At 67.2% G+C, this 22,099-nt stretch carries 11 protein-coding genes; 2 read left to right on the top strand and 9 right to left on the bottom strand.

The annotated features are described in order from the left end of the window. Positions 1–174: 174 nt before the first annotated feature. The 4 genes from ABZV40_RS06850 to ABZV40_RS06865 all read right to left on the bottom strand — a co-directional run bounded on the left by ABZV40_RS06850 (position 175) and on the right by ABZV40_RS06865 (position 6,117). Entirely contained in the window at positions 175–2,295 is a 2,121-nt protein-coding gene (locus ABZV40_RS06850) for a hypothetical protein (RefSeq protein ID WP_355436930.1), read from the bottom strand. Then, positions 2,292–3,164 carry an SAM-dependent methyltransferase gene (locus ABZV40_RS06855; protein WP_355436932.1) on the bottom strand — a complete coding sequence of 291 codons (873 nt, stop codon included), beginning with the start codon at positions 3,162–3,164 and terminating at the stop codon, positions 2,292–2,294. Before ABZV40_RS06855 ends, ABZV40_RS06850 begins: the two co-directional genes overlap by 4 nt. A 488-nt stretch (positions 3,165–3,652) precedes the next feature. Next, a complete protein-coding gene (locus ABZV40_RS06860; protein WP_355436934.1) occupies positions 3,653–3,808 on the bottom strand; it encodes a hypothetical protein in 156 nt (51 codons plus the stop codon). Positions 3,809–4,725: 917 nt separating this feature from the next. Next, positions 4,726–6,117, bottom strand: a complete 1,392-nt coding sequence (locus ABZV40_RS06865) for a hypothetical protein (protein ID WP_355436936.1) — start codon at positions 6,115–6,117, stop codon at positions 4,726–4,728. 391 nt (positions 6,118–6,508) lie between these two features. Between ABZV40_RS06865 and ABZV40_RS06870 the strand changes: the two genes are divergently transcribed. Both ABZV40_RS06870 and ABZV40_RS06875 read left to right on the top strand, forming a co-directional pair. Next, positions 6,509–7,894 carry a hypothetical protein gene (locus ABZV40_RS06870; protein ID WP_355436938.1) on the top strand — a complete coding sequence of 462 codons (1,386 nt, stop codon included), beginning with the start codon at positions 6,509–6,511 and terminating at the stop codon, positions 7,892–7,894. 233 nt (positions 7,895–8,127) lie between these two features. Beyond that, positions 8,128–13,335, top strand: coding sequence for an NACHT domain-containing protein (locus tag ABZV40_RS06875; RefSeq protein WP_355436939.1), 5,208 nt, complete (start codon positions 8,128–8,130; stop codon positions 13,333–13,335). Between the two features lie 832 nt (positions 13,336–14,167). On the opposite strand, the gene ABZV40_RS06880 is transcribed toward ABZV40_RS06875, so the two are convergent. From ABZV40_RS06880 to ABZV40_RS06900, 5 genes are all read right to left on the bottom strand, one after another. Beyond that, on the bottom strand, positions 14,168–15,193 hold the full coding sequence (locus ABZV40_RS06880; protein WP_355436941.1) for a hypothetical protein: 1,026 nt from the start codon (positions 15,191–15,193) through the stop codon (positions 14,168–14,170). Further along, the gene (cas3u, locus tag ABZV40_RS06885; protein WP_355436943.1) at positions 15,190–17,958 is read right to left on the bottom strand and encodes a type I-U CRISPR-associated helicase/endonuclease Cas3; all 2,769 of its coding nucleotides are present in this window, start codon (positions 17,956–17,958) and stop codon (positions 15,190–15,192) included. Before cas3u ends, ABZV40_RS06880 begins: the two co-directional genes overlap by 4 nt. Then, entirely contained in the window at positions 17,955–19,493 is a 1,539-nt protein-coding gene (gene csb2, locus ABZV40_RS06890) for a type I-U CRISPR-associated protein Csb2 (RefSeq protein WP_355436945.1), read from the bottom strand. Before csb2 ends, cas3u begins: the two co-directional genes overlap by 4 nt. Next, a complete protein-coding gene (gene cas7u / locus ABZV40_RS06895; RefSeq protein ID WP_355436947.1) occupies positions 19,490–20,710 on the bottom strand; it encodes a type I-U CRISPR-associated RAMP protein Csb1/Cas7u in 1,221 nt (406 codons plus the stop codon). The genes csb2 and cas7u overlap by 4 nt, the downstream gene beginning before the upstream one ends. Positions 20,711–20,907: 197 nt before the next feature. After that, positions 20,908–21,282 carry a hypothetical protein gene (locus ABZV40_RS06900; protein ID WP_355436949.1) on the bottom strand — a complete coding sequence of 125 codons (375 nt, stop codon included), beginning with the start codon at positions 21,280–21,282 and terminating at the stop codon, positions 20,908–20,910. Positions 21,283–22,099 lie beyond the last annotated feature (817 nt).

Genomic DNA, 22,099 nt, shown 5'->3' on the forward strand with positions numbered 1-22,099 from the left:
TGTGCGGCCAGGAGCCTTCGCTGGGCAACGCACCGTCAGCTGCGATCAGCCTCATCCAAGACCTTCACCGCAGATTCCGCTGATGCACAACCGGACAGGCTTGCCTCCGGCGATCTTCGGTTCCTGACGCCGTTGACGAGTCGGCGTCTTACGCCGTTCGCTCCTGTTCGCGGTTCAGGCGGTCGGTTGGTCGCAACCGAGGGCGTCGCGCCGGTCGATGACGGCGGCCTTGCTCTTGTCGGCGCCGGGGCCGGCGGCGGTGTAGCAGTCGATGGCCTGGCCGTAGCGGCGGCGGGCCTCGGCGGTGTCGCCGAGCGCGGCGTGGACCTCGCCGAGCGCGGTGCACAGGTCCGCGAGGTAGCCGACCGAGCCGTAGTCGCGCACCGTCTGCTCGATCGCGACCAGTTCGGACACCGCCTCGGCCGCTTGCCCGTCGAGAGTCAGAGCCCGCGCCAGGTGCAGGACGGTGCGGGCGTGGCCGATGTCGTCCCCGATGCCGGTGAACATGCTCGCCGCAAGCCGCAGGTGGTGGAGTGCGAGCCGAGCGTCGGCGATCTTGGGGTGCAGCGCGGTTTCGCCGAGGCGGCGGTGCCGCAACGCGATGCTGCGAGCGTCGTTCATCTCCTCGGCGAATTCCAGTGCCCGTTGCAGATCCGGCAGCGCAGCGCGCGGATCGTCGGCTTTCAGATGGGCGCGGGCACGGGTGGACAACGCACCAGATTGCAACCACGGGTCGCCGAGTTCAGCAGCACGTTCGACGGCGATGGTGCAGGTGGCGATGGCCACCTCGTGGTCGCCGAGGTTGGTCTCGCCGAAACCCTGCCGGATGCGGCAGACCACCTCCAGGATGTGCCCGGCGTCGGCGGCGGCATTGGCCCCGAGGACCTGCGAGCGCACCAGCTCACCCGCGGTGTAGTTGGGGCGCAGCGCATTCCACAGAACCTCGCCGAACTGGTACACCAGCTCCGTCCAGCCCTGGTCCGCGGCGGCCTGTTGAGCCGCGAGGATGTTGGCGCGTTCGATCTCGGCCCAGTCCAAAGCGGCCTTGGCGTCGGCGAACACGCCCGTGTCCAGGCCGACGTAGACGTCGCTGAATCGACGTGGGAAAGGGTTGATGACCTTGTCGGCTTCCGCCGCGCGCCGCAGATACCAGTCGATCATCCGGCGCCGCACCGCCAGCCGCTCAGTTTGGTCATCCTCGCTGGCCAAGGCCCGCATGTGCTCGCCCACGACGTTGTGCGGCCGGTAGCGCTCGTCCCCGGTCTCGGTAACCAAGTTGGCCTCCACCAGCCGGGCGAGCCCGCATTCAACCTCGGTGACCGGCACTCCGAGCCCGGCGGCGAGCGGCTCGGCGGTGAACTCAGGACCGGGGTGCTCGGCCAGGCTCCGGTAGAGCCGGGCAGTGGTGGCGTCAAGGTCTTCATAGGTCATCTGCAGCACTCCTTCGATGGATAGCTCGTACGGGTCCCCAGCGGCGGACGCCTCGGCTAGGCGGGTCAGGCGGGCAATCAGGCGTGCCGGGTCGCGTTGGGGATGCGCGGAGAGGTGGGCCCCGGCGATGGTCAAGGCCAGCGGATGCCCGTGACAGCGGGCGGCCAGCGCGTGGAGCAGCTCCTCGCCGAGAGGTTGTCGGTCTTCGTCGAGCAAGCTGGCCAGAAGTGCAGCGCCGGTGGCCGCGGGGAAGCAGCCGAGGTCGAGGTGACGGAAGCCCGCGAGAGCCAGACCGGTGAGCCTGCGGCGGCTGGTTACCAGGATCGTGCCGCGCGTCGTGGCGGGTATCAGGGGCCGCACTTGCTCGGCGGAGCGGGCGTTGTCGACGAGCACTGCGATCGCCTTGCCGGCGGTCACGGTCCGGTACAGCCCGATCAGTTCGGCAGCCTCACCCGGCAGGTCGTCGGCGGCGACACCAAGCGCCCGGAGCCATCCGGCCAGGACCTGGCCGGTGACCGGCGGCAGGTGACCGCTCCAGCCGTTGAGGTCGGTGTGCAGTACGCCGTCGGGGTGAAGCTCGTGATGCGCGTCGAGCCACCGCACCGCCAAGCCGGTCTTGCCGACACCGCCCAGGCCAGTCACCACGACGCGAGTCGGGTCCGCCGTCGTGAGCAAGCGGTCCAGCCGGTCCAGTTCGTCCGCGCGGTCGACCCACGTGCGCGTGGGCGGCGGAAGCTGTCGAGGCACCAGTACGCGGCGCTCGGAAGAGTTCAGAACGATGGTGTCGGCGGTGACCGTGCGGGCTTGCACAACCTGGCCATAGACCGTTCCGGACACGGTGTTGCGGTGCACGGCCTTTTTCACGCAGGTCCTGCTGGCTCGTGGCCATGGCCGGCCAGAACGGCGTTGCCCCACAAAGACTCCGGCAGGGGCGGGGCGAGGCCGTCTGGCCGCCACAAGCCGGTCGGCACCACGCCGTCCGGGTGCGGCTGCCACGGACCCAGCAGCGCTGCGAACTGCTGTCGGTTCCGGTGCACGAGCGTGATCCCGGCCCTGGCGAGCCGGGCTTCGACCGCAGCGGCCAGCTCGTGCCCCAGCAGCGTGGCGTCGGCGTGCGAGGCCGCCAACAGCGAACCGGGCGCCAGTCGTTCGTGGTACCAGGCCAAGGTAGCGGCCACTTCTTCGTCGTCGGGCAGGCAAGGCAACACCGACCCGGCCACCACGCCCACTGGGCGGGTCAGATCGAGTACCTGAGCGGTCACAACATGGTCGAGCACCTCGTCGACGTGCCGCAGGTCCGCTTCGAGCACGCCGATTCCCGGATAGGCCTGGGGCGCGATCAGGCTGAGACGTGCAATGGCCACGGGATCGCGGTCAACGTAGACAACGCGGGCCTGGGGCCGCTCGGCTTGAGCGAGTTCGTGCACGTGGCGAACGCCACCCAGACCCGCGCCCAGGTCGAGGAACTGCTCGATCCCGGCGGTGAGCATGTGTAGCACCGCGCGATGTACAAAGGCGCGGTTCGCACGGACGAACACCTCGTAGTGCGGCACCACGGCCATGATCGCGTCGGCCACCGCACGATCGGCGGCGAAATTGTGCCCGCCGCCGAGCAGGTGGTCATAGATGCGGGACAGCGATGGCCTGTCGGGGTCTACTTGCTGCTCAAGACCTGACGCGCCGTCATCCATCGTCATCACCGTGATCTTCTCCCCCGCCCGCCGCGCCACCACGACCCGACTCGTCGTGCGTCTGGCCAACTCCGGCGACCTGACGAGTTAGCGGTTAAACCGCACTGCCCTAAGCCGGCCGAGCCGATTGGTGTCGGTGATTAGACCGGTGGCAGGAAGATCCGGACCAGAGCGCGACCGAAGCGTTCGTGAGGCGTCCATGCGGCGGTGCCCCGCCTGAGCACGCCTTCCAACACGGTCATGATCACTCACGCGGGTGGTATCGAGTGTGCGAGCCGGGTCGAGCTGGGCAGAGCTATGACCTGCGCGGACGTTCTTCGCTGACAAACGATCAACCGGTCCGGCGGGCACTGAGCTCCAGCCCAACTGATTGTCCACTGTGGAACATACAGCTCCAGCGCGGCAAGGTTCGCCGTCCCGCACCCATCCCGCCCGGCGGTTGTCGACTGCGCGGTACATGAGTCCACAGGTGTGCACCGGGCCGCCGGGCAGACCTTTGGCCAGGGTCTCGTGCTGGGTACGGATGTCCTTCAACACGGAGCTGTGCAGGCCGGAAAGTTGCGCTCGTCGTGGCCATGGCACGCGTCGTTGAACTGGTCCTCCCAGAGGACATGCGCGATCGCATCGACCGAGGCCAAGGCCGCCACCTCGGCAGGAACGCCCTTGCCCACGATCTCGCGGGCCATGAGCTCGACGTTGACACCGCGAAGGCACCGATGCGCCGTCGCCCAGGCGTGGACCTCTCGCGGCGCGAAGCAGCAGCTCAGCGGGCATTCCCTCCAGTGATCCGAACCCACGCCTGTCCAGCTGCTGCCTCCGACTGCGTACCCTTCGCGGAGCGTCCTGTTCGCCGAGGTCATAGGCGGTAGGATGGCGACCCCATTGCGGTTCGCTCGCGAACCGCCCTTCATTGAGGTGCGGCCTGGCCCTGCGAGCCCTCGTGCTGCATCTGCCCATTGCGGTTCGCTCGCGAACCGCCCTTCATTGAAGTGACACCGCACTGCGCCGCGCCGTCGCGATCTGTGCCGCCCATTGCGGTTCGCTCGCGAACTGCCCTTCATTGAGGCGGCTCGAACCGGTAGACCCTGTGGTGTTCCCGCCGTTTACGATTGCGGTTCGCTGGTGAACCGCTCTTCATTGCGGCGCGAACTGCAGGACAGGCCAGTCGATGCCCATCAACATTGCGGTTCGGTCGCGAGCCGCCCTTCGTTGAGGTAGCGCCCACAGCCGGACGCCCGCCGCCGCGCCTGGTCGTGGTTAGGTCCGCTGCCGCTGTTGCTGCGGGGGGTTCTCTGCTCCTCGGAGCTGGGAACCCCCGCATTGGGCAGTTCACCAAGCAGTCGACCGGTCATGGTCGTCATGATCCGGACTGCAGGTCTCACCCGATCGAGACGGCCCAGGCCCGCCAACCGCGCCATCAAGAGGGCCCGGCCCTCCGCCTAGGGCCGATACGCACCCGTGTCGACGAGCTCCGCGGCGTAGCCGATGTCGTACAACCAGGCCGCGGCAATCAGCAGCTCTTACTCCTCGTCAGGCAGCACCGAGCCACCTGCTCTGCGCGGCGGGCGACGCCCGCCGTGTATTACCACCGGCGTGGCGTGCGCTAAGTGGTTCGCGGTTCCTCCGCAAGCCCTGTCGAGGGCTGGTTGTCGGCGGTCGGGGCTGTTCCCAGCACCGCGGTTCGTATGGCTTTCCAGTCTTTCGTTCTCCACCAGTCGAACAGGTCGAGGGTGCTGACGACCGGCACTGTGAGGGTGTTGACGAACTCAGGGCGCCTGTAGATCTGGCGGGGCCGCTGGCCGGGTGCCAGTTTGTGCTGGTGATTGACGATCAGGGTGCCACCGTCGGCTGGTGAGCCAGGCTGGAGTTCGCCCCAGGTGTCCAGGTGTCTCCGCAGGTCGCCAACCAGCGCTTCCTTGGCGGGGCCTCGTTCGGACTTCACCTCGACCAGGCGACGGTGCGGACCGAAGGCCACCAGGAGGTCGGCCGACTTCGTGGCGCCAAGTCTGGCGTCGACGTCGTCGACGGCGAACCCAGCGGCGGACAGCGCTCGGGTGACCGCGTCGACCAGTGCCTGGCCGGTGCCGAACAGCAGGCCGTTGCGAACCGGGTCGGCGACGGCTTTGGCGTCGGCTAGGTCCTGCTCCAGCCGTGCCTTGTCCTGGGCGTATCGGACCTCCAGGTCGGCCAGTGCGACGCGGGCTTCGTTCTCGGCCGGCGTCTCCAGGTCAGGGTTGACCGCGGAGGTCAGCCGGTGACGCTGTGGCGCGTCGGGAACGTAGGCGGGGACGGCGTGGTGGACCAGCCAGTCGATCACCGTGTCCCAGTCGGTGCCGTCCGGCACGATGTACCAGCGTTGACGTTCGTCCGGGGAAACCCACACGGCAACGACGGGGGCACCCAGCGAGTCGAGCAGGATCGGACACAACTCCCCCACCGGCTCGGTCTTCTGCCATCCGCTTTCACTCAGGTACTTGCCGGCGCCCCGGGATTCCAGCCTCCACCATGTGTCGGGGGGACGGTTGAGCAGCCGCAGCCCCAGATCCCGGTCTGCGGCGTTCAACCCGTCAGCGAGTACTGGGCGGCTTCCCCGCGGCAACCGGTAGCCGACGATGGTGGTCTCGTGGTCCAGCAGGTCGATCGAGGCGTCGTAGTTCACGAAGACATTGCGCCTGATCTCGTTGACGTTTCCCATCACATCGACGAGCAAGACGGTTTCCCCTCGCCCGGCCGCACCCGCGACGAGGCGCTGGCGTTCGCTCGCGCCACGGGAGGAGGCGGGTGTCAGCGCGGCCACGCAGTCGGACGTCTCGTATTCCAACCACCGCGGCTCGACCTCGTGCTGTGTCCAGTCGATCTCATGAAGCGACGGCCGCCTGACCGCTGCCATCGACTCCACTTCGTAACTGGTCAGTGATGACGAAGGGTCGATGGTCGAGCGTGAAGGCAGAGGGTTCTGCGGTTGGCCGATATGCACCGGCAACTGGGCCTGCATTGGACGATGCTACTTCGGGCCGCCCACCACGCAGCCGAGTCGTCGATTGGGCAGCTTCAAGCGTTAGTTCCCCCAGCTATCCGAACGTGATTTTTGTCGGGTGCGCCGACCAGCACAATCCCGGGCCTGCGGACGATTCCCTCGTTCCATCCGCTCGCTCTCGGACTACCCATCGCAGCAGGCTAAAGCACACCTCTGAGTATATGCGAACGGTTTTCAGGATCGGCGTCGACGCGGCCGAATGACGTTCCGCCGCGCGCCGGGGCTTGCCGGCAGGCCGACGCGCCGGACAATTTTCGCGTGTCTTCAGCGGACGCCGCCTGTATTCTGTGCGGCTCGCGCCCGACCGGGTCCTATGCGAGCAGGACGTCGACGGCGAGGTACGGGGCCGATGCAGTTACCTACGCGAGACCGAATCCGAAAAGCTGTTGCCGCGCTGCTCGTTGCCGCGCTGCGCGACCTGGCGGAGCGCGACGGAGCCCCGCGCGTTGGCCCGATGGCGGATCTACGGAACTGGTGGCGGTATGGCCAAGAGTCCTTCGCCGCTTTGCGGCCCCGTGCCTGGCACATGCCCGAGCGGGTCACTGTTGTCGGCTGGCTGAGCACCTTCGCCGAGATGGCCGCGGTTCGCGAGGCGATCGACGCGGATCCTGTCCTGCGCACTCGTCTCGACACCATGGTCGGCACCGAGTTCTCTCTGAATCCGCGACCGCTCGACTGGCTCTTGATGGAGCACCTGCTCGAACCCATGATCATCGCCAGCCGTTCGTACGAGTTCGACGAAGCGGTGTTCGAGCTCCAGTTCGAGCGATTGGATGCTGGTCTGCGGTCCGACTCCATCCGCTTCGTGGAGTTCGTCCCGCTCAACGGCTTCACGTCGAGCATGGCCGACATCGCATTGGCCGACGGTGTGGTCCTGCGCCCGATGACTGACCGCCAGGTCAGCCGGGCCATCCAGGTCCTGGCGGTACCGGCGGAGTTCAGCGGTGGCCCTAACAGCGTGCAGGTCTCCCGGTTTCACCAGTGGGCCGTGACGCGTGAGCAGAGCTACCCGGTGCGGTCGTACAAGCAGGGCATGCCTGACCAACCGCAAGCTCCCGACTTCCCGAAGCTGGAGGAACCGGCACAGCGGCTGGTTACTGCCCTGCGGATCGTGTGCGGTGGCTCTGTTGTGGCCACGCGTCCGATCCATGCCCAGCACGACGACGACTTTCCGCCGACAGTGGAGGGCAGCGCTGCCCTGCCGACCGTGGTTGCGGCCGACATCAGCCGGCCGACCCAGGTGCTCACCGACGAGCAGGTCGAGGCCGTACGCGAGGTGTACGAGATGCTCGGGAACTCAGTGGTTCGAGAGGACCGATCGTTGCAAGTGGCGTTGCGTCGATTCGTGTTCGCCGGCTCCAAAGCCCAGCCAGAGGACCGGCTCATCGACCTCGTCATCTGCTGCGAAGCCCTGTTCCTCAAGCGATTCGGGATCGAGGGGCCCCAGAAAGGCGCACCCGCGGCTGCGAACGCTGCGCGATTGCTGGCAGACGACCCGCTGCTGAACGTCGGACGCAACCAAGTACAGCGGTTCGTCAGGGCTGCCTACTCGTTGCGGAACGCGGAAGTTCATGGCGACCACCCCGTCCGCCGATCGATGACGCTCCTCTGTGGGGCAACCACCGAGGACCTCGCTCGGTTCGTTGAGGACCTAGGGTTCGTGGTCGGCCGGGCGCTTCACCTGGTGCTGAGCGAGCTGTCACTCCCAGCCGCTGCAGCCAGCGTGGTCCGATGACGCCGGATCAGATCTGCCAGCGTCAAGCGACCCGTTCAGCATCGACGCCGACTCCCGCCGTTAACCTTCTGGTGCGAAGGACGGCAGAACTCGTCAACGGCATAACTGGGGTGTTCTCCGGACAACCGACGAGCCCACGCCCAAACGGCACGAGGGCCGCGTGCCCGGCATGTGTGGGTGAGTCTCTTGTGCTTGTTTTGGCGGGGCGGAGCCGAGGCGGGAGGCAGCGAAGAATGACTACGATCGCGTTCGCGGACGAAGCGGGTGGCCGAGACCGCACCGAAGCGCTCCTCTGGTCTGCCCCTACGGGGGCACTGCCGGCACCACCGATCGACACCAAAGACCAGGTGCTGCCTATCGGCACAATGGAATGGCCCAACGCCGAGCGTCTGTTTCTCAGGCTGCTGCACACTGTCAGACCTGTCCAGTTCGCGAAGCTCTTCGGTGTTCCAGGCCAAGCCCAAGCTGGGATTGACGCCTACGCTCGGCTCCCGCTTGACCTGACACACGGCGAGTCCGGCGGCCGGGATTACATCACCCTGCAGTCTCGGCGGGTCCAAACGCTGACCGCAGCCAAGATCAAGAAGGCTGTCGACGACCTGCTGAAGGGTGAATGGGCGGACAAGACGGCGGCGTTCTACTTCGCTACCTCGTTCGACCTGCAGGAAACCAAGCTGGACACCGCGATCCGTGAGCAGACCGAACGTCTGGCCAAACTTAAGATCACCTTCGTTCCGTGGGGTGTGCAGGAGGTCTCCAGCCTGCTGAAGGATCAGCCCCGCATTGTCGATGACTTCTTCGGCCGCCCTTGGGTAGAGCGCTTCTGTGGCTCAGAGGCAGCCGAAGCCCTTGCGAACAACCTGTCGCACCAGGACAGCAGAGACCTCCGTGCAGGGCTTCGCGACCTGTACCACGCCGTCTTCTCTGCCCAGGGCGGGGTCCACCTGGCTGAGAACCCCGAGCCCGATGGCGAGTTCGTCATCCTGGACGTCGACCCTAACCGCCAACGGGCCGAGGTGATCGACGCCGAGCGGTCTGAGCCGCCCGTTGAAAATCAACGCTCGGCGGAAAGCTCCGGTGATGGGCACACCGTCATCGCCTCGCGGCTGGGCGCCCGACGGCAGTCCCTCAGATCTGCCCGCCAGCTGATCAAGCCGAGAAGCCAGGGCGCGTCAGCGACGGTTGGCGCCGTTGCGGCTGACGAGTGGCTGGCTGGTGGTAAGTACCGACTGCTGATCGGCCGTCCGGGAGCGGGGAAGTCCAGTCTCTTGCGGTTTGTGGCAACGGACCTGCTGTCGTCCCAACCGCAGTCGATCGCATTGCAACGGGAACATGCCACTGACCTGCCGATCTGGCTGCCGTTCGGGTTCCTGTGCCGCCACCTTGAAGCATCTACGGAGAACTCGCTTGTTTCGGCTGCGGAAGCCTGGCTGAGGTCGCAGAGCGCCACCCACCTTTGGCCGCTGGTCAAGCTCGCCCTGCGGGACGATCGTTTGCTGCTGCTCGTTGACGGCGTCGATGAATGGAGCGACGTCGGCGCAGCCGAACGCGCCCTCGGGATCCTTGAAGCGTTCCTTGGTCGCACCAGCGCGTCAGCGATTCTCTCCACACGCCCTTATGCGGTTGACCGGCTCAATTGGAGGCGTCCTTGGGCTCAGGCTGAGATCACCCCGCTGACCGATCGGCAGCGCTGGACGATCGTGGCCGAAATCCTTCAGCCTGTCACGCAGTCGGAAGCCTCTCCGATAGGCCTGTCGATGTGGACGGTCGGCGTCGAGCCGTTCCTTGACCAACTGGACGCCATCCCGGAACTGGCTGAGCTTTCCAGGTCTCCGCTGTTCCTGACGTTGCTGGCCGCGACGTGGCAAGGCGAGCCCCTGCCCCGTCAACGGTTCAAGATCTACGCTCGGCTTGTCGAGTTGCTCCTCGAAAAGCATCCCCAGATGCGGCAACGTGCCTCACACGCCAGAGGGGCGGTGTTGCCGGCCACCGAGGTGACCGCGTTGTTCGGCGCCGTGGCCTACCGTCTTCGTGTCAAGGATCCGTCCGGCACTGTCACCAAGCCGGAGATGCGCACGCTCATCGTCGAGTCGATGACCGACGACACCGTCCTGGGCTATCAGCAAGCCGAGGCCCGCAGGATTGCCGACGCTGTGCTCGCCATGGCAGAAGACGAGTTCGGGCTGATCGTGTCGCACGGCGGGGGTTCCGTCGGCTTCCTGCATCGAGTGGTGCTCGACCACCTCGCCGGCCAGTATCTCGCCACCCTGGCTACCGAAGCACAGGTCGAGGCCATGCAGAGGTTCGTACATGATCCAGCCTGGCGAGATGTCCTCCTCGCGCTGCTGACTGCGCAGGTCAGCTCTCACGCCACGGAGCCACTGCTTACCGCAGCCCTTGACACGGGCAGCCAACGATGGGCAGACATTGACGGATACGAGCTGCTCGCCGAGGCGCTCGCCGCCGGTGTCAAGCTGACCCCGAGATCCCAGACCGGTTACCTCAACAGGCTCGTCGAACGGGTGGAGACCCATCCGTCGCTGCGCCATCGGGCGAACCTCATCACGGCGCTTGCCGGCACGCTCGCGAGCCACATCGCGCGGACCCACCTGCTGCCGATCATGAAGCGGTGGCTGACCGCGCCCCGTCCGGACCCGTCACCGACCATGTGGGCGCTGCGCGATCTCGCCATCGCCGACGACGTCGCTGCCGAGTACCTGGCCTGGGGTCTTCGACATCCCGAAGACAACGTGAAGGTCCATGCGGCGCTGGCCATCGCACATCGGTTCGGTGGCCAGCAGCGCCTGCTGGAGCGGCTGGTGGCGTTCACCGAGACCGGACCGTCCTCAGCGACCCAGGCCGCTGCCATCCTCGCTCTCGGCAAAGGCTGGGCTGACGCATCCGAAACCACACGGTTGATCGACTGGGCACGTCGTCAGCCATCCATGTCCCTCCGGCTTGTTGGCCTGCACATGCTGCAACGCGGCAGTACGCATGGTGATGCCGCACTGTTCCGGCCGGACGAACGCGACTGGCTGCTGTCATTGCTTCACCAGGAAGGCCTACGCTCCGGACCATGGCCCGGAGCGGACCTCGTCAACATCGCCGCCACCGGCGATGCGCGAGCGGCCGACTTCGCATTGGAGACCTTGACGACGAACGGCCGAAATGGCGGCGACCGTGGTCTCGCCTGGGCCTTGGCCTGCAACGCTTTCACCGGGGATAGCCGCTTCAAGGACTGGGTGGCCGCAGAGCTCGCGCACCCGGAGGAACGCGGCCTGATCTTGTACAACGTCGGCATGATCCCGGAGCAGTGGAGCGACGACCCGGAATTCGCACGGACGCTCCGCTCCTATGTGGACAGCAAAGTGCAGGATTTCACAGCACACTGCGTCACTGATCTCGCCACCACATTGCCACCCGCCGACGCACGGACGGTGCTGTTGCAAGGTCTGGACAGCATGCGGCCATACGCCGCGGCCCGCACGCTCGTCGAGCGGTACGCAGACGACGAGCACGTCCAGACAGTCCTCGTCAGCCGGCTCCGCGGCGACTTTGCGCAGGCCGCGCCTATGGCCGGCGTAGCCGTCGACGTACTCGGTCCAACCGAGGGCTTCGCCGTCCTGGTATCCCTGCTGCGCCAGCCCGATCCAGGTAGTCCGAGCGCGAATCGCGTCGTCGTGGCCGAAGCCATAGCCGATGCCTGGAAGCGGTTCGAGAATGCCGTCAGGGAGCCGAATGCTGAAGCCGACGCCATGCGAGAGGTGCTTGCCAGCTATGACCCAGCCGAACTGGCAGCGCTGTGCACGGACGTGAGCCCGCACATCTTGATGTGGCACGTCCCAGCGGTCATCACCGCCTGGCCTGGGCAGCCAGCTGTCCAGGAGTTCGCCGACAAGCTCATCCACGACCCAAGGCCCATCACTTCAGGTATTCCAGACACCATTCCAGCCGCAATCCTCAGGGCGTACTGCGGCAGGACCGACGAAGCCTCCCTCCAGATCGTCGACAAGACCCTCAACCTCCTCAAGCACATCGAGCCAGAGCTGCGCGAAGTCCTGGCGTTTGAACTCGCACGCAGTTCACTCGCAGCGGCCGACCTCATCGACGTCATGGCGGAATGGAAGAACGAGCCGGACACGGAGGTTCGCAGGAACGCCTTCATCGGGCTCATCCAAGCGATCACGCGTAACCAGCAGTCCCACAACGACCTAGCGGGCTCCGACACACTCACGTCCGAGATGGAATGGCTGCGCGGAGAGATCAAGCGGGACCTGTGCACCTACGGCCCTGAACTCGAAGAGCGCCGGCAACTGGCGTGGATCGGCATGCTCATGCTCGGTGACCTCGCACTGATTGACGGCATCGAGGAAACGATCGGCCATCCAGGCACGCCCGGCGTCAAACTCGATGTCCTATCCGGTGAAGTGGATCAGATCCTCGTAGACCTCGTCGCCGAGAACTGGGACCGGTTGTGTGATCACTTCGGCGCCGACATCTTCGAGCGTCTGAACGGGAAGTCCGACAGTCAGCGTCGATCGGCCAGCGAGCAACGGCGCCACGTCATGTCCGCGCTCGCGACAGTCGCTTCCCGGTACCCCGCCATCGCCGAGATGCTCCGTCACGAGGCCGACAGTGATGCCACGCTCCGCGAAGATCGCAACTTCCTCTTGTGGGTCAAAGAAGAGAATAGGGGTGACCAAGGAGTCCTCCGTGCACTCGTACCAAAACTCGGCCACACAACGCACCTCCGGCACGACCAGCTCTTCGACTCGGTGCTGGACCTAGACAGCTGGAATATGCCCGACGCGGTGTTCAAGGCCATCCTCGCCGAGGATGCCCTCGACACCCAGTCAGGCCACATCTATCCGAGCGCAGAGCTAGCTGCCTACACCCAGCTGTTTCCAACGGACAGCTTGGCTGTTGCCGCGCTCCGAGACCTCGAAACGTGGTTCGACACAGACCCCGCAACTCGTGGGCACCGAGGCTGGAACGACACGCTGGGCATCGCCTTCGGTGCAGCCGAACCGCAAGATCTGCCAGCCCTAGCGACCCGCGTTCACACCCGAATTCGGATGGGCATGTCGGACTGGTACCTGCCCATGTTCACCAAGCCGCTGATGCGACGGCTGCGTGTGGACACAGACGCCGTCGAAGCGTTCCAAGCCGCCCTACGAGAACCAATGGGGATCCGTGAGAACAGCCCCATAATGGCGGCTCCTTGGGATCCGATTGCCCACGCATACCTGGAACTGCAACCGCTGCAACGTACGTACCTCTTCGCCGTGGTACTGCGCCAAGCGGGTGCCCTGCCGCAGCCGGACGCGGCAACGGCCATCCACGTCCTGGAATCCGCGTCCCCGGACACCGTCGTGCACAACCCCTTCACCAACCACGAAGGTCCACTCTGCCTCGCTGTACTCGACCTCGCCGCGCACTGACTGCGATCCGCCCTTCAATCTGTTCGAGAGCCGCGGCTGCGGGCGCCGTGGTCCAGGCGTGGACCTCTCGCGCCGCGAAGCAGCAGCTCAGCGGGCATTCCCTCCAGCGAGCCAGACCCACGCCTGTCCACCCGCTGCCTCCGACTGCGTACCCTTTGCAGAGCGTCCTGTTCGCCGAGGTCACAGGCGGTAGGATGGCGACCCCATTGCGGTTCGCTCGCGAACCGCCCTTCATTGGGGATCCGGCTTCAGGTCGCCGAGGATCATCAGCGTGACGTCCGAATTGCGGTTCGTTTGCGAGCCGCCCTTCATTAAGGTTGGCCGATGGTGATCGCCAGCAGTCCGACCGGTTAGCCGATTGCGGTTCGCTCGCGAACCGCCCTTCATTGAGGTTCCATCGCGTCGGCCGGGTTGTCGAGTGCCCGGTGCGCGCATTGCGGTTCGCTCGTGAACTGCCCTTCATTGAGGCCTCGGAATCGAGGTACAGACCCGCACGGCGTAGATAGTTATTGCGGTTTGCTCACGAACCGCCCTTCATTGAGGAGCGCCAACGATGGCGACCGTTTGGCCAGCGCCAGTGTGAGTGATTGCGGTTCGCTCGCGAACCGCCGCCCTTCATTGAGGTATCCGAATCGTTGACCAGTGGGACGACAACGCGACGATTGCGGTTCGCTCGCGAACCGCTCTTCGTTGAGGTAGCCGCCCACAGCCGGACGCCACCGCCGCCGCGCCTCGTCGTGGTTACGTCCGCTGGCGCTGTTGCTGCGGGGGTTCCCTGCTCCTCGGAGCAGGGAACCCCCGCAGCACATACGCACATGTTGGTTCGGTGTGGTTAGCGGCAGGGCAGGATTTGGCCGCGTTGGGCGCGGCGTTCAGGCGCGTTGTCGCTGCCGAACCGGTGGACCGGAAAGCGTACGACCGCCGTCACGCCCTGGGCGGTCATAGATCGGCGTGCGGTGTCGTGGGCCACCGGTGGATGGTTCGTGTTGGCGTGTAGCCCGTCACCGGCGACCTCTCGCAACGCTTTTGAGGCGAGCACGGTGCGCAGGCGGGCGGGCAGCCACTGTCCATTCCAGACGGGCACGTAGAACCAGCCTGAGGTCGCGGCGCCCAGATGCCCCGTGGTCACCGAGGTGTGTGTGATCTGGTGGGCCAGGGGGAATTGGGAGATTCCCCACAAGGCACACCAGGCGACCGCGTTGTCGGTGGGACCGGGGCCGGTGAAGCCGGTCGGTGTACGGCTGTCGTGCTTGTTGCGGTTGATGTCGTCGCGGACAGCGACCCCGGATAGACCCTCGATGACGTGCTCCGTCGGCCAGCTGCCGATGGTCTCGGCGAGCTTGCGGAGCTTGGTGGCGACGATCTCGGAGCCTTGGTTGCGGGCCTGCATTTCCAGGCGGCTGGCCCCGTCGTCCTGCAGTCGTTCGCCTTTGTGGTTACGCCGCCAGTAGCTGGGTTCGCCGAGCGCGGCGATGAGCCGCAGGTCCAGTTGACGTCGGTGCCGGGTGAGGTAGTCGAGCACGGTGTGCCTGCTGGTCTGCATCTCGGGCCATTGCTGGTCGGGGATGGGGGTGATCCGCGGGCTCATCACACCGCGCGGGCTGCCGCGCAGCACGATGTTCTGCGCGAGCCATCCTTCGGGTGCGGCTTGGTGCGCGGCGTGCGCGCGGACGGTCTCGCCGATCTGCTGCCAGGTGAGGCCCGTGGCTGACAGCTGTGGACGCGACTGCATCCCCGCTGTCCACGACATCCGCACATCGGTGTGCCCGGTGTCGTTGAGGATGGCGGCCAGGCCGTAGAAGGTCATGTGCGACAACAACACCTGCGGGTCGGCGGTGTTGAGCACGATGGGGTTCACGAGCCCTCCCCGGAGACCTGGGCGTCGGCGGCGCGCAGCACCGCTTCCAGCAGGGCGCATCCCCACACACCCCACCGCGCGTGCGTGTCCTCGATCAGGGTGTCCCAGCCGCCCTCGTCGAACAGCCACCGCGCCAGCCCGGTATCGGTGGTGTGTGGCGGCAGTAGCTCGGTCGCGGTGTGGGGGAAACTGTGCCGGCCGTGCCCGTGGCTGGTGCCAACCAGCCGGGCGATCATGTCCCGCTCGTGGGCGGCCAGGTGCTGCAGGTGGGGCCAGCAGTGCAGCACTGACAGCTGTTCGTGCCGCCAGCCCAGCGGCAGGCCGCTTCGTCGCCGTTGCCGTCGCTGGGTGAGGGTCGTGCAGCCGCTCTTGGCCAGCGGCTCGTCCAGGGTGAGATCGATGCCCAGCCAGCGCTGCCAACGGTCGTCGATCTTCCCATCGTCATGGTGCAAACCAGCCAGCCACAGCACCTCGTGCAGTTGCGGTGCGATCCCCAGGGCCTCGGCCAGTTTCTTCCCGCGCGTGGCCACCGCAGTGCTGTGGTCGGTGAGCCGCACCTCGTGGGAGGGGGTCCAGCTCTGCCGGATCCGCTCGTCCCGCACGGCCGTGCGCAAGTCCCGCACGACCACTCGGGTCGGCGGTTGCTCTTCCAGCGTGTCCGGGTACAGCAGTACCTCGCACTGCCCAGCCTTGCCCCGCAGCAGCTCGATCGCGGCGGCCAGCATCGCCGGCCGCGGGTAGGCGATCCCGTCCAGCACCGTGGCCACGGCCTTGTGGGCTAGCTGGGTGTCCTCCTCGGCCATGGCCTGGCCGATCACCGTCAGGACTGTGGCGGTGTGGTCGTTGGGCGGCAGCGTGGATCCGGCGCCGATGCGGATCACCACCTGGCCCGGTCCGGGTGTGTCGTGGTCATCCAGCACGTCCGTGCTGGTCTCACGCCCATCTGGGCGCACCACCCCGGACTGGAAGATCGCGGCGGTCTCGTCGACGACGAACACATCCCCGGCACGGATGTCCATAGTGGATTCCGGGTCGGTGTGGTCGGGGGCATAGATGTCCTCTCCGCGCACCCGCACCACGCTCGGCACCCGCCCCAGGGTGTCCCTGGTCGGCAGCAGGGCCTGCACGGCCTGGCGTGCCAGGTGGATCGCGGTCGGGAACACCTCGTGGGCGCGAGGCGGCAGCGCGCCGACGAGCGCGACCGCGTCCTGCGGGTCGGCGGGCACGTCCGCGCGGACCACGATGCCGACGTCGAGATCGTCGTCGAAGTCCTCGGCCAGCCACAGATCCAGATCCAGTTCGGCGAACAGTTCATCGTTGGTGCGCGCCAGCTGCCAGGTATCGGCCAGTTCCAAGCGCTGCAACAGATCCCGCTGCGGGTAAGGCTTGGGTGGCGGGGTCGTGCGCAGCGGCCACGGGGCGATGTCGGTCAGACCCGCGATCCAGTCGGCGGCCCTGGAGAGTTCGTCGGGATGGTACGGGCCGGACATTGTCTTGCCGGACACGCCCGTGGCGGGTATCGCGATCGTGAAGGCCGTCTCGTTGCGCTGTCCCCTGCGGTTGACTCGCCCGGCGCGCTGCGCCAGCGCGGTGCCGGGGGCCAGTTCGCTCAGGCCCGCCGACAGGTCCAGGTCCGCGCCCACTTCGGTGGTCTGGGTGCTGATGATCGCGTCGGTCGAGGAATCTCCTTGCGCGGTCAGCACTCCCGAGTGGGTGAGCCGGTCCAGGTCGTGCGGGCGCATCCGGCCGCACACCAGGACAGTGTTCAGGCCCCGGCGGGTCAGTTCGGTGTTGACCGCGACCGCGACACCCACGGTATTGACCCAACATCCCACGGTGGGGCCGAATTCCTCCCGCAGAGCGAGCACCGCGTCAGCCAGGGTCTGGATGGCGGCCACGCGTTTCGGCCCCGTGTCCGGCACCGGCCAGACCGGCATGCTCAGCGTGCGCACCGGTTTGGCGGTCCGCATCCGCCGTGCCAGTGTCCCGTCATCGTCATCGGGGTGGTCGAGGTCCTCGGCCTCGACCCCGACTGTGACCCCGGCGGCCGTGCTCGTGCCTGGGGTAGCGGTGGTCTCCACCACCTGCAACCCCGCTGGGCCCACCCGCACCTGGGCGACGTCGACAAGGGCCGCGACGCGGCGCGCAGTGGTCAACAGCTGGCCGGACAGGTGGGCCTCATCGACGACCAGCACGCTGTCGAACGCCAGCAGACCAGCCTCGCGCGGGCGTGCCAGGCGGCTGGTGCCGTAGCCGCGGAGCAGGATTCGGCTGCCCCACATGTCCGGGGTGCAGCACAGCACCGCGCACGCCGCCGGATCATCGCGCCACGCGCGAGACGCGGGAATGCCGCCCCGCAACCGGCCCACCAGCAGCGGCGATCCCTGCTCGCCCTGCCAGCGCAACGTGGCCAGCGCCGCCGCTACCTGCCCCAGCACCTCGGGCCGGGCTGGATCGGCCAGCAGCCGGGCCACCGTGCGGGCGTGCTCGTACTGGTCGTCGACCAGCGCCCGGCGGCCGACCACCAGTGCCAGCCGGCGCGGCACCCGAACCGGATGCCCGCTGGCCATCAGTGCCACCGCGAACACGTGCACGTCGATCACCGCGGTCTTGCCCGCCCCGGTCGGCGCGTCGATCCGGTCCGGCCACCGGCCGGTGTCCAGCACCTGGTCCAGCAGCCGCCACTGCCACGCAAACGGCTTGTACCCCTGCGAGCCGTGGACACAGTCGAAGAACGCGGCAAAATCCTCACGTACCAAACTCACTGGGCTGCCTCCTCGGCAGGCAGGTCGACCGGGGTGAGCAGGCCGCCGCCCAGGTGGCGGCTTTGCCCGATCGCGACCAGCGTCCGCTCGCCCGCCACGCTGCCCAACGACAGCAACGCCCGATACGGCTGCACCACCGCGCCAGGCTGGACCTTGTGCACGAACCGGCGCAGATTTCCGCTGGTGATCAGGGACGCCCAGCTGACCCGCACGCCACGCTCGCCCACGGCCTGGGCCAGGGCGCGGTAGCGGGCGTCGCTGCGCCCGGTGACCGGGAACATGTCCCGCCACACCAACCCGACCGAGGCTGCCACCGTGTCCGCGACCGACCACGCGCCACGAGGCGGACGGTTGTCGGCGACCGCGGCCGGCGCCGTGATCCACCACCGGCGAAGGCCCGGCCTGGGCGGGTGCCAGAAGTCCTCGCCCGCGGTGACCTCGATCTGGCCAACCACCGCGCGCTGCTCGCCACCAGGCAGCCGGATGACCCGCAAGCGCGCCAGCGCCTCCCCGATCACCCGCACGTCCATCTCGGCGGCGTCCGACGGCAGCAGCACCGCCACTGTCGAGGGCGCACTCGTGGCGCACGCGAACGGCATCCCCACATCGAGGAACTGGATCGCGATCCGGTTGGCCGGGCGCGGCACACCCCGCGGATACGCGCCGGTGACCACACCAGGTGCACCGTCACCGATGATGCTGATCAACGCGCGATGCACTGCCACCGCCCACGCGACACGCTCGTCCGGCTCGACCGGCTTGTCCAACGGCGCCAGCCACACCGTGCTCCACGGCGCCGTCGAGACCGGGCCGCCGCAGGGAACGTAACGCAGCAACTGCAGCGACTCGCCGTCGACCGGGGCGCGCACGCTCTGCTCGTCGGTCTTGATCGCGTCCGCCTTCACCGACGGCACAGCCGCCACCATGGCAGCGTGCCCGGCGGCCAGCACCGCACCCCGGCCCGGCGCTGGCGCCACCACGTCCACCCCCGCGCCAGAGCCGCTGAACAAGGAGGCCTCGGTGTCCCACACGTGGCTGGGCTGCACCGCCTCACCAGTGCCGGTCCACACCCGCGCAGGGCATTCGGCCATGCCCAGATGCGACACATCCGCGCACAGCTCCGTCAGCGCCGCCCGCACCGGTGGCGGCGGGGCCTCACGCCAGACCCAGGCAAACACCCCGTCCGCGGCCACCGACACGGCGGCCGGTTTGCCGTTCTTCTTCACCGCCCACCCGGACTTCGACTTCTTCAGCAGCCCCTCGTCACGAAACGCCACCGCCGCGGTGGTGTTCACCCAGCGGCGGGGCAGCCGGATGCCATCGGGCGGATGCAGCTCCAACCACCGCAACGCCGCATCGTCCTGCGCGCACGGCAGCAACCGGCCACCCTCCTGCACCGCGCGCGGGCCAGCCGCCGCCGCGCACACCAGCGCCGCGTGCAGACGGGCCGGCGAGACCACCACGTCCAGATCCCCCTCGCCGACATGCCCCCGATACACGCCCAGCGGCAGATCAGCGATGATCGCGAAACTCACTGGGATCCCTCGCCGCCGTCGGCGTCATCGACCGCACCGGCCACGATGCCGGGATTTCCGGCCACCCGCAGCGCCACCCCGTCCCAGCGCAACCCGGCCGCCGATTCGGCCACCGCCAGCGCCTCGGCCAGCAACCGGTCCGCGCCAGCGATATCCAGCGGCGCCAGCTCCTCTGTCCGCCCGCCACGCTGATCGATCCGCACCACCGTCGGACCGGCCTCGATCAGATCGCAGTTGGCGCGCAAGCACAATTCCGCATCCGACCGCGCCAACCCGTTGAGCGCCAACGCCGCCAGCACCGCCCGGCACGCCGCATCTCCTTCGGGACCAGCACCGAATCGCAGCTGCCGCAACGCCGCGAACGACAGCACATGCGAGCGGATGATCCGGTCACACGCCACCCCGGCCAACTGCTCCAGCGTCGGCGGAATTCCCCCCAACCCCAGCATCGACGCCGACACCGTCGCCCCCTTGGCGAGCTTGCCCGCTTCCTTGATCACCTTGTCGTAGGTCTTGCCGCTGAGCTCCGCACGCTGCGTCTCAGCGATCTCGGCGAGCACCGGACCGGGCAGGCTGATCCGCATACCCACCCCGTCCACCCGCGCCCCGCCCCGCTTCGGGGTCTCGATGGTGTCGCAAAACCCCAGCACCTCGCCGACCAGCACGCTGCGCCACCGCCCCTGCCGGGCGGCACGGCTGGAGTCCCATCCGCCATACACCAACGTGATCGGACTCAGCTCCAGCAACGCCCGCGCGGCAGCGGCGGTCGCGTCCCGCGCCGCCCGGTACACCGGCACCGCGGTCACCGCGTCGCCCTCCACCGTGCCAGCACGGATGTGCGCGTCGAACACCCGGTGCGGCAGCGTCAAATCCGTGTGGCGCTCAGCCGTATCTCCACGCTGGTAGGTCACCTCTACCCGTGGCAACCGCCCCAGCAGCGGATGCCCATCGTCAATGGCCTGCTGCAACGCTGTTTCGGCCCGGTTGAGCTGGCTCTGCTTCGAGTCCACGATCACCGCCTGCCGAAGTTCCCCATCGAGGTAACGGCGTTCATAGGCATAGGTCCCCAACGCGGACCGCGGCATCGCGAACTTGGCCGGGGCGATCGCACACTGCGGCCCACCCGCCGGCGCCAGCTCCGTCGTCGAACTCAGACAACTCGGCCCGCCCGGCGACACGGCCTGCACCAACCGCTCCACCGTCAACAACGCGGTCACAGACGACATCCCTTCTCGCGATCACGTAACGCGGCGGACCATAGGGACGCCCTCTGACAAAAACAGGCCAATCCGTCGACAGAGACCCGAACTGTCATCCGATCGAGTGACCGCTCCGTCGCGACCGATACACCACCAAACGATCATTCACGAGGCACAACAGGCACGCGCAGGCCCCCAGGCCACCTCCATTTGCGTCACCCCAACTGGTCAAGTACCGACGCCACCGCGGCGTGCGCCGACGCCTGGGTTTCGCGCATCCGGTCGAGGCTGAAGGCGACTCGTTTGACCCCTGCGGCCAGTTGCTCGGCCTGAGCGCGGTTCGTACGGAGAGACGCCACGCACTCCCTTTCCCATCGAGCCCCCAACTCACCGCGCAGCAACGCTGCGTGCCACCCTTCGATCTGCGCCCTGCGCAGCCGCTCCTGGCGCAGAATTACCCGCCGCTCCTGCGACGTAGCAACACTCCAGCGAAGCGTGAGCAGCAGCTTCTCCGTGGTGCATCGGCGGGGCACCTGGCCCAGGGTTCCCACCGTCCCCTTGTGGCGGCCATCGGACTCCACGTGCCTCATCGCCTGCTCCTCGTCTCGGTGGAACGCGCCCCGACGCCTCAGACGCTATGGCTCAGCCGCACACCCACTCAATGTCCGTCACCCGTTTGCCTCACTTCTTCTGATTTGACACACCTCGCGCTACTAGTTGCAGCAGGCGCCACCCCACTGCCGCAGGGGATCGAAGGTCACGATTGAGACGCGCGACGTGTAGCATCACCGACGGTCGGCAGCCAGACAGGTGAGCCCCAGTCGCAGTACGGCAGCCGCACCCCTTCATAGAGGTTAGCGAGACGTCTGTCCGCAGATGATCTTGATGGCAATCGCGGTCCACCCGGACCGCCCTTCATTGAGGTGCCTACGCCGCCGACATCGTGAAGACCGAGCGTGACGAGATCGCGGTTCGCTCGCGAACCGTCCTTCATTGAGGTTTCGGCGCCCGGATCGCCAGACACGTGTCGGAGATGATCGCGGTTCGCGAGCGAACCGCCCTTCATTGAGGTTCGTTGAGCGTGTCCAGAAAGTCATCGGCGACGTTGATCGCGGTTCGCTCGCGAACCGCCCTTCATTAAGGTGCGAACTGGAGCACCGGCCAGTCAACGCCCATGAGGTCCTATCGCGGTTCGCGGGCGAACCGCCCTTCATAGAGGTGCGTAACCGTCCCCCGCGTGCGGAACATGGAACGTCATCGCGGTTCACTCGCGAACCGCCCTTCATTAAGGTCTGGTGTAGGTGTCGCTGTGCGTTCCCAACGGCAGGATGATCGATCGCGGTTCGCTCACGAACCACCCTTCATTGAGGTTCGTAGGCCTGGGGGCAGCGCCCCAGCCACAGGCCC

This window comes from Lentzea sp. NPDC004782, from assembly GCF_040609115.1.
Lineage (GTDB): Bacteria > Actinomycetota > Actinomycetes > Mycobacteriales > Pseudonocardiaceae > Lentzea.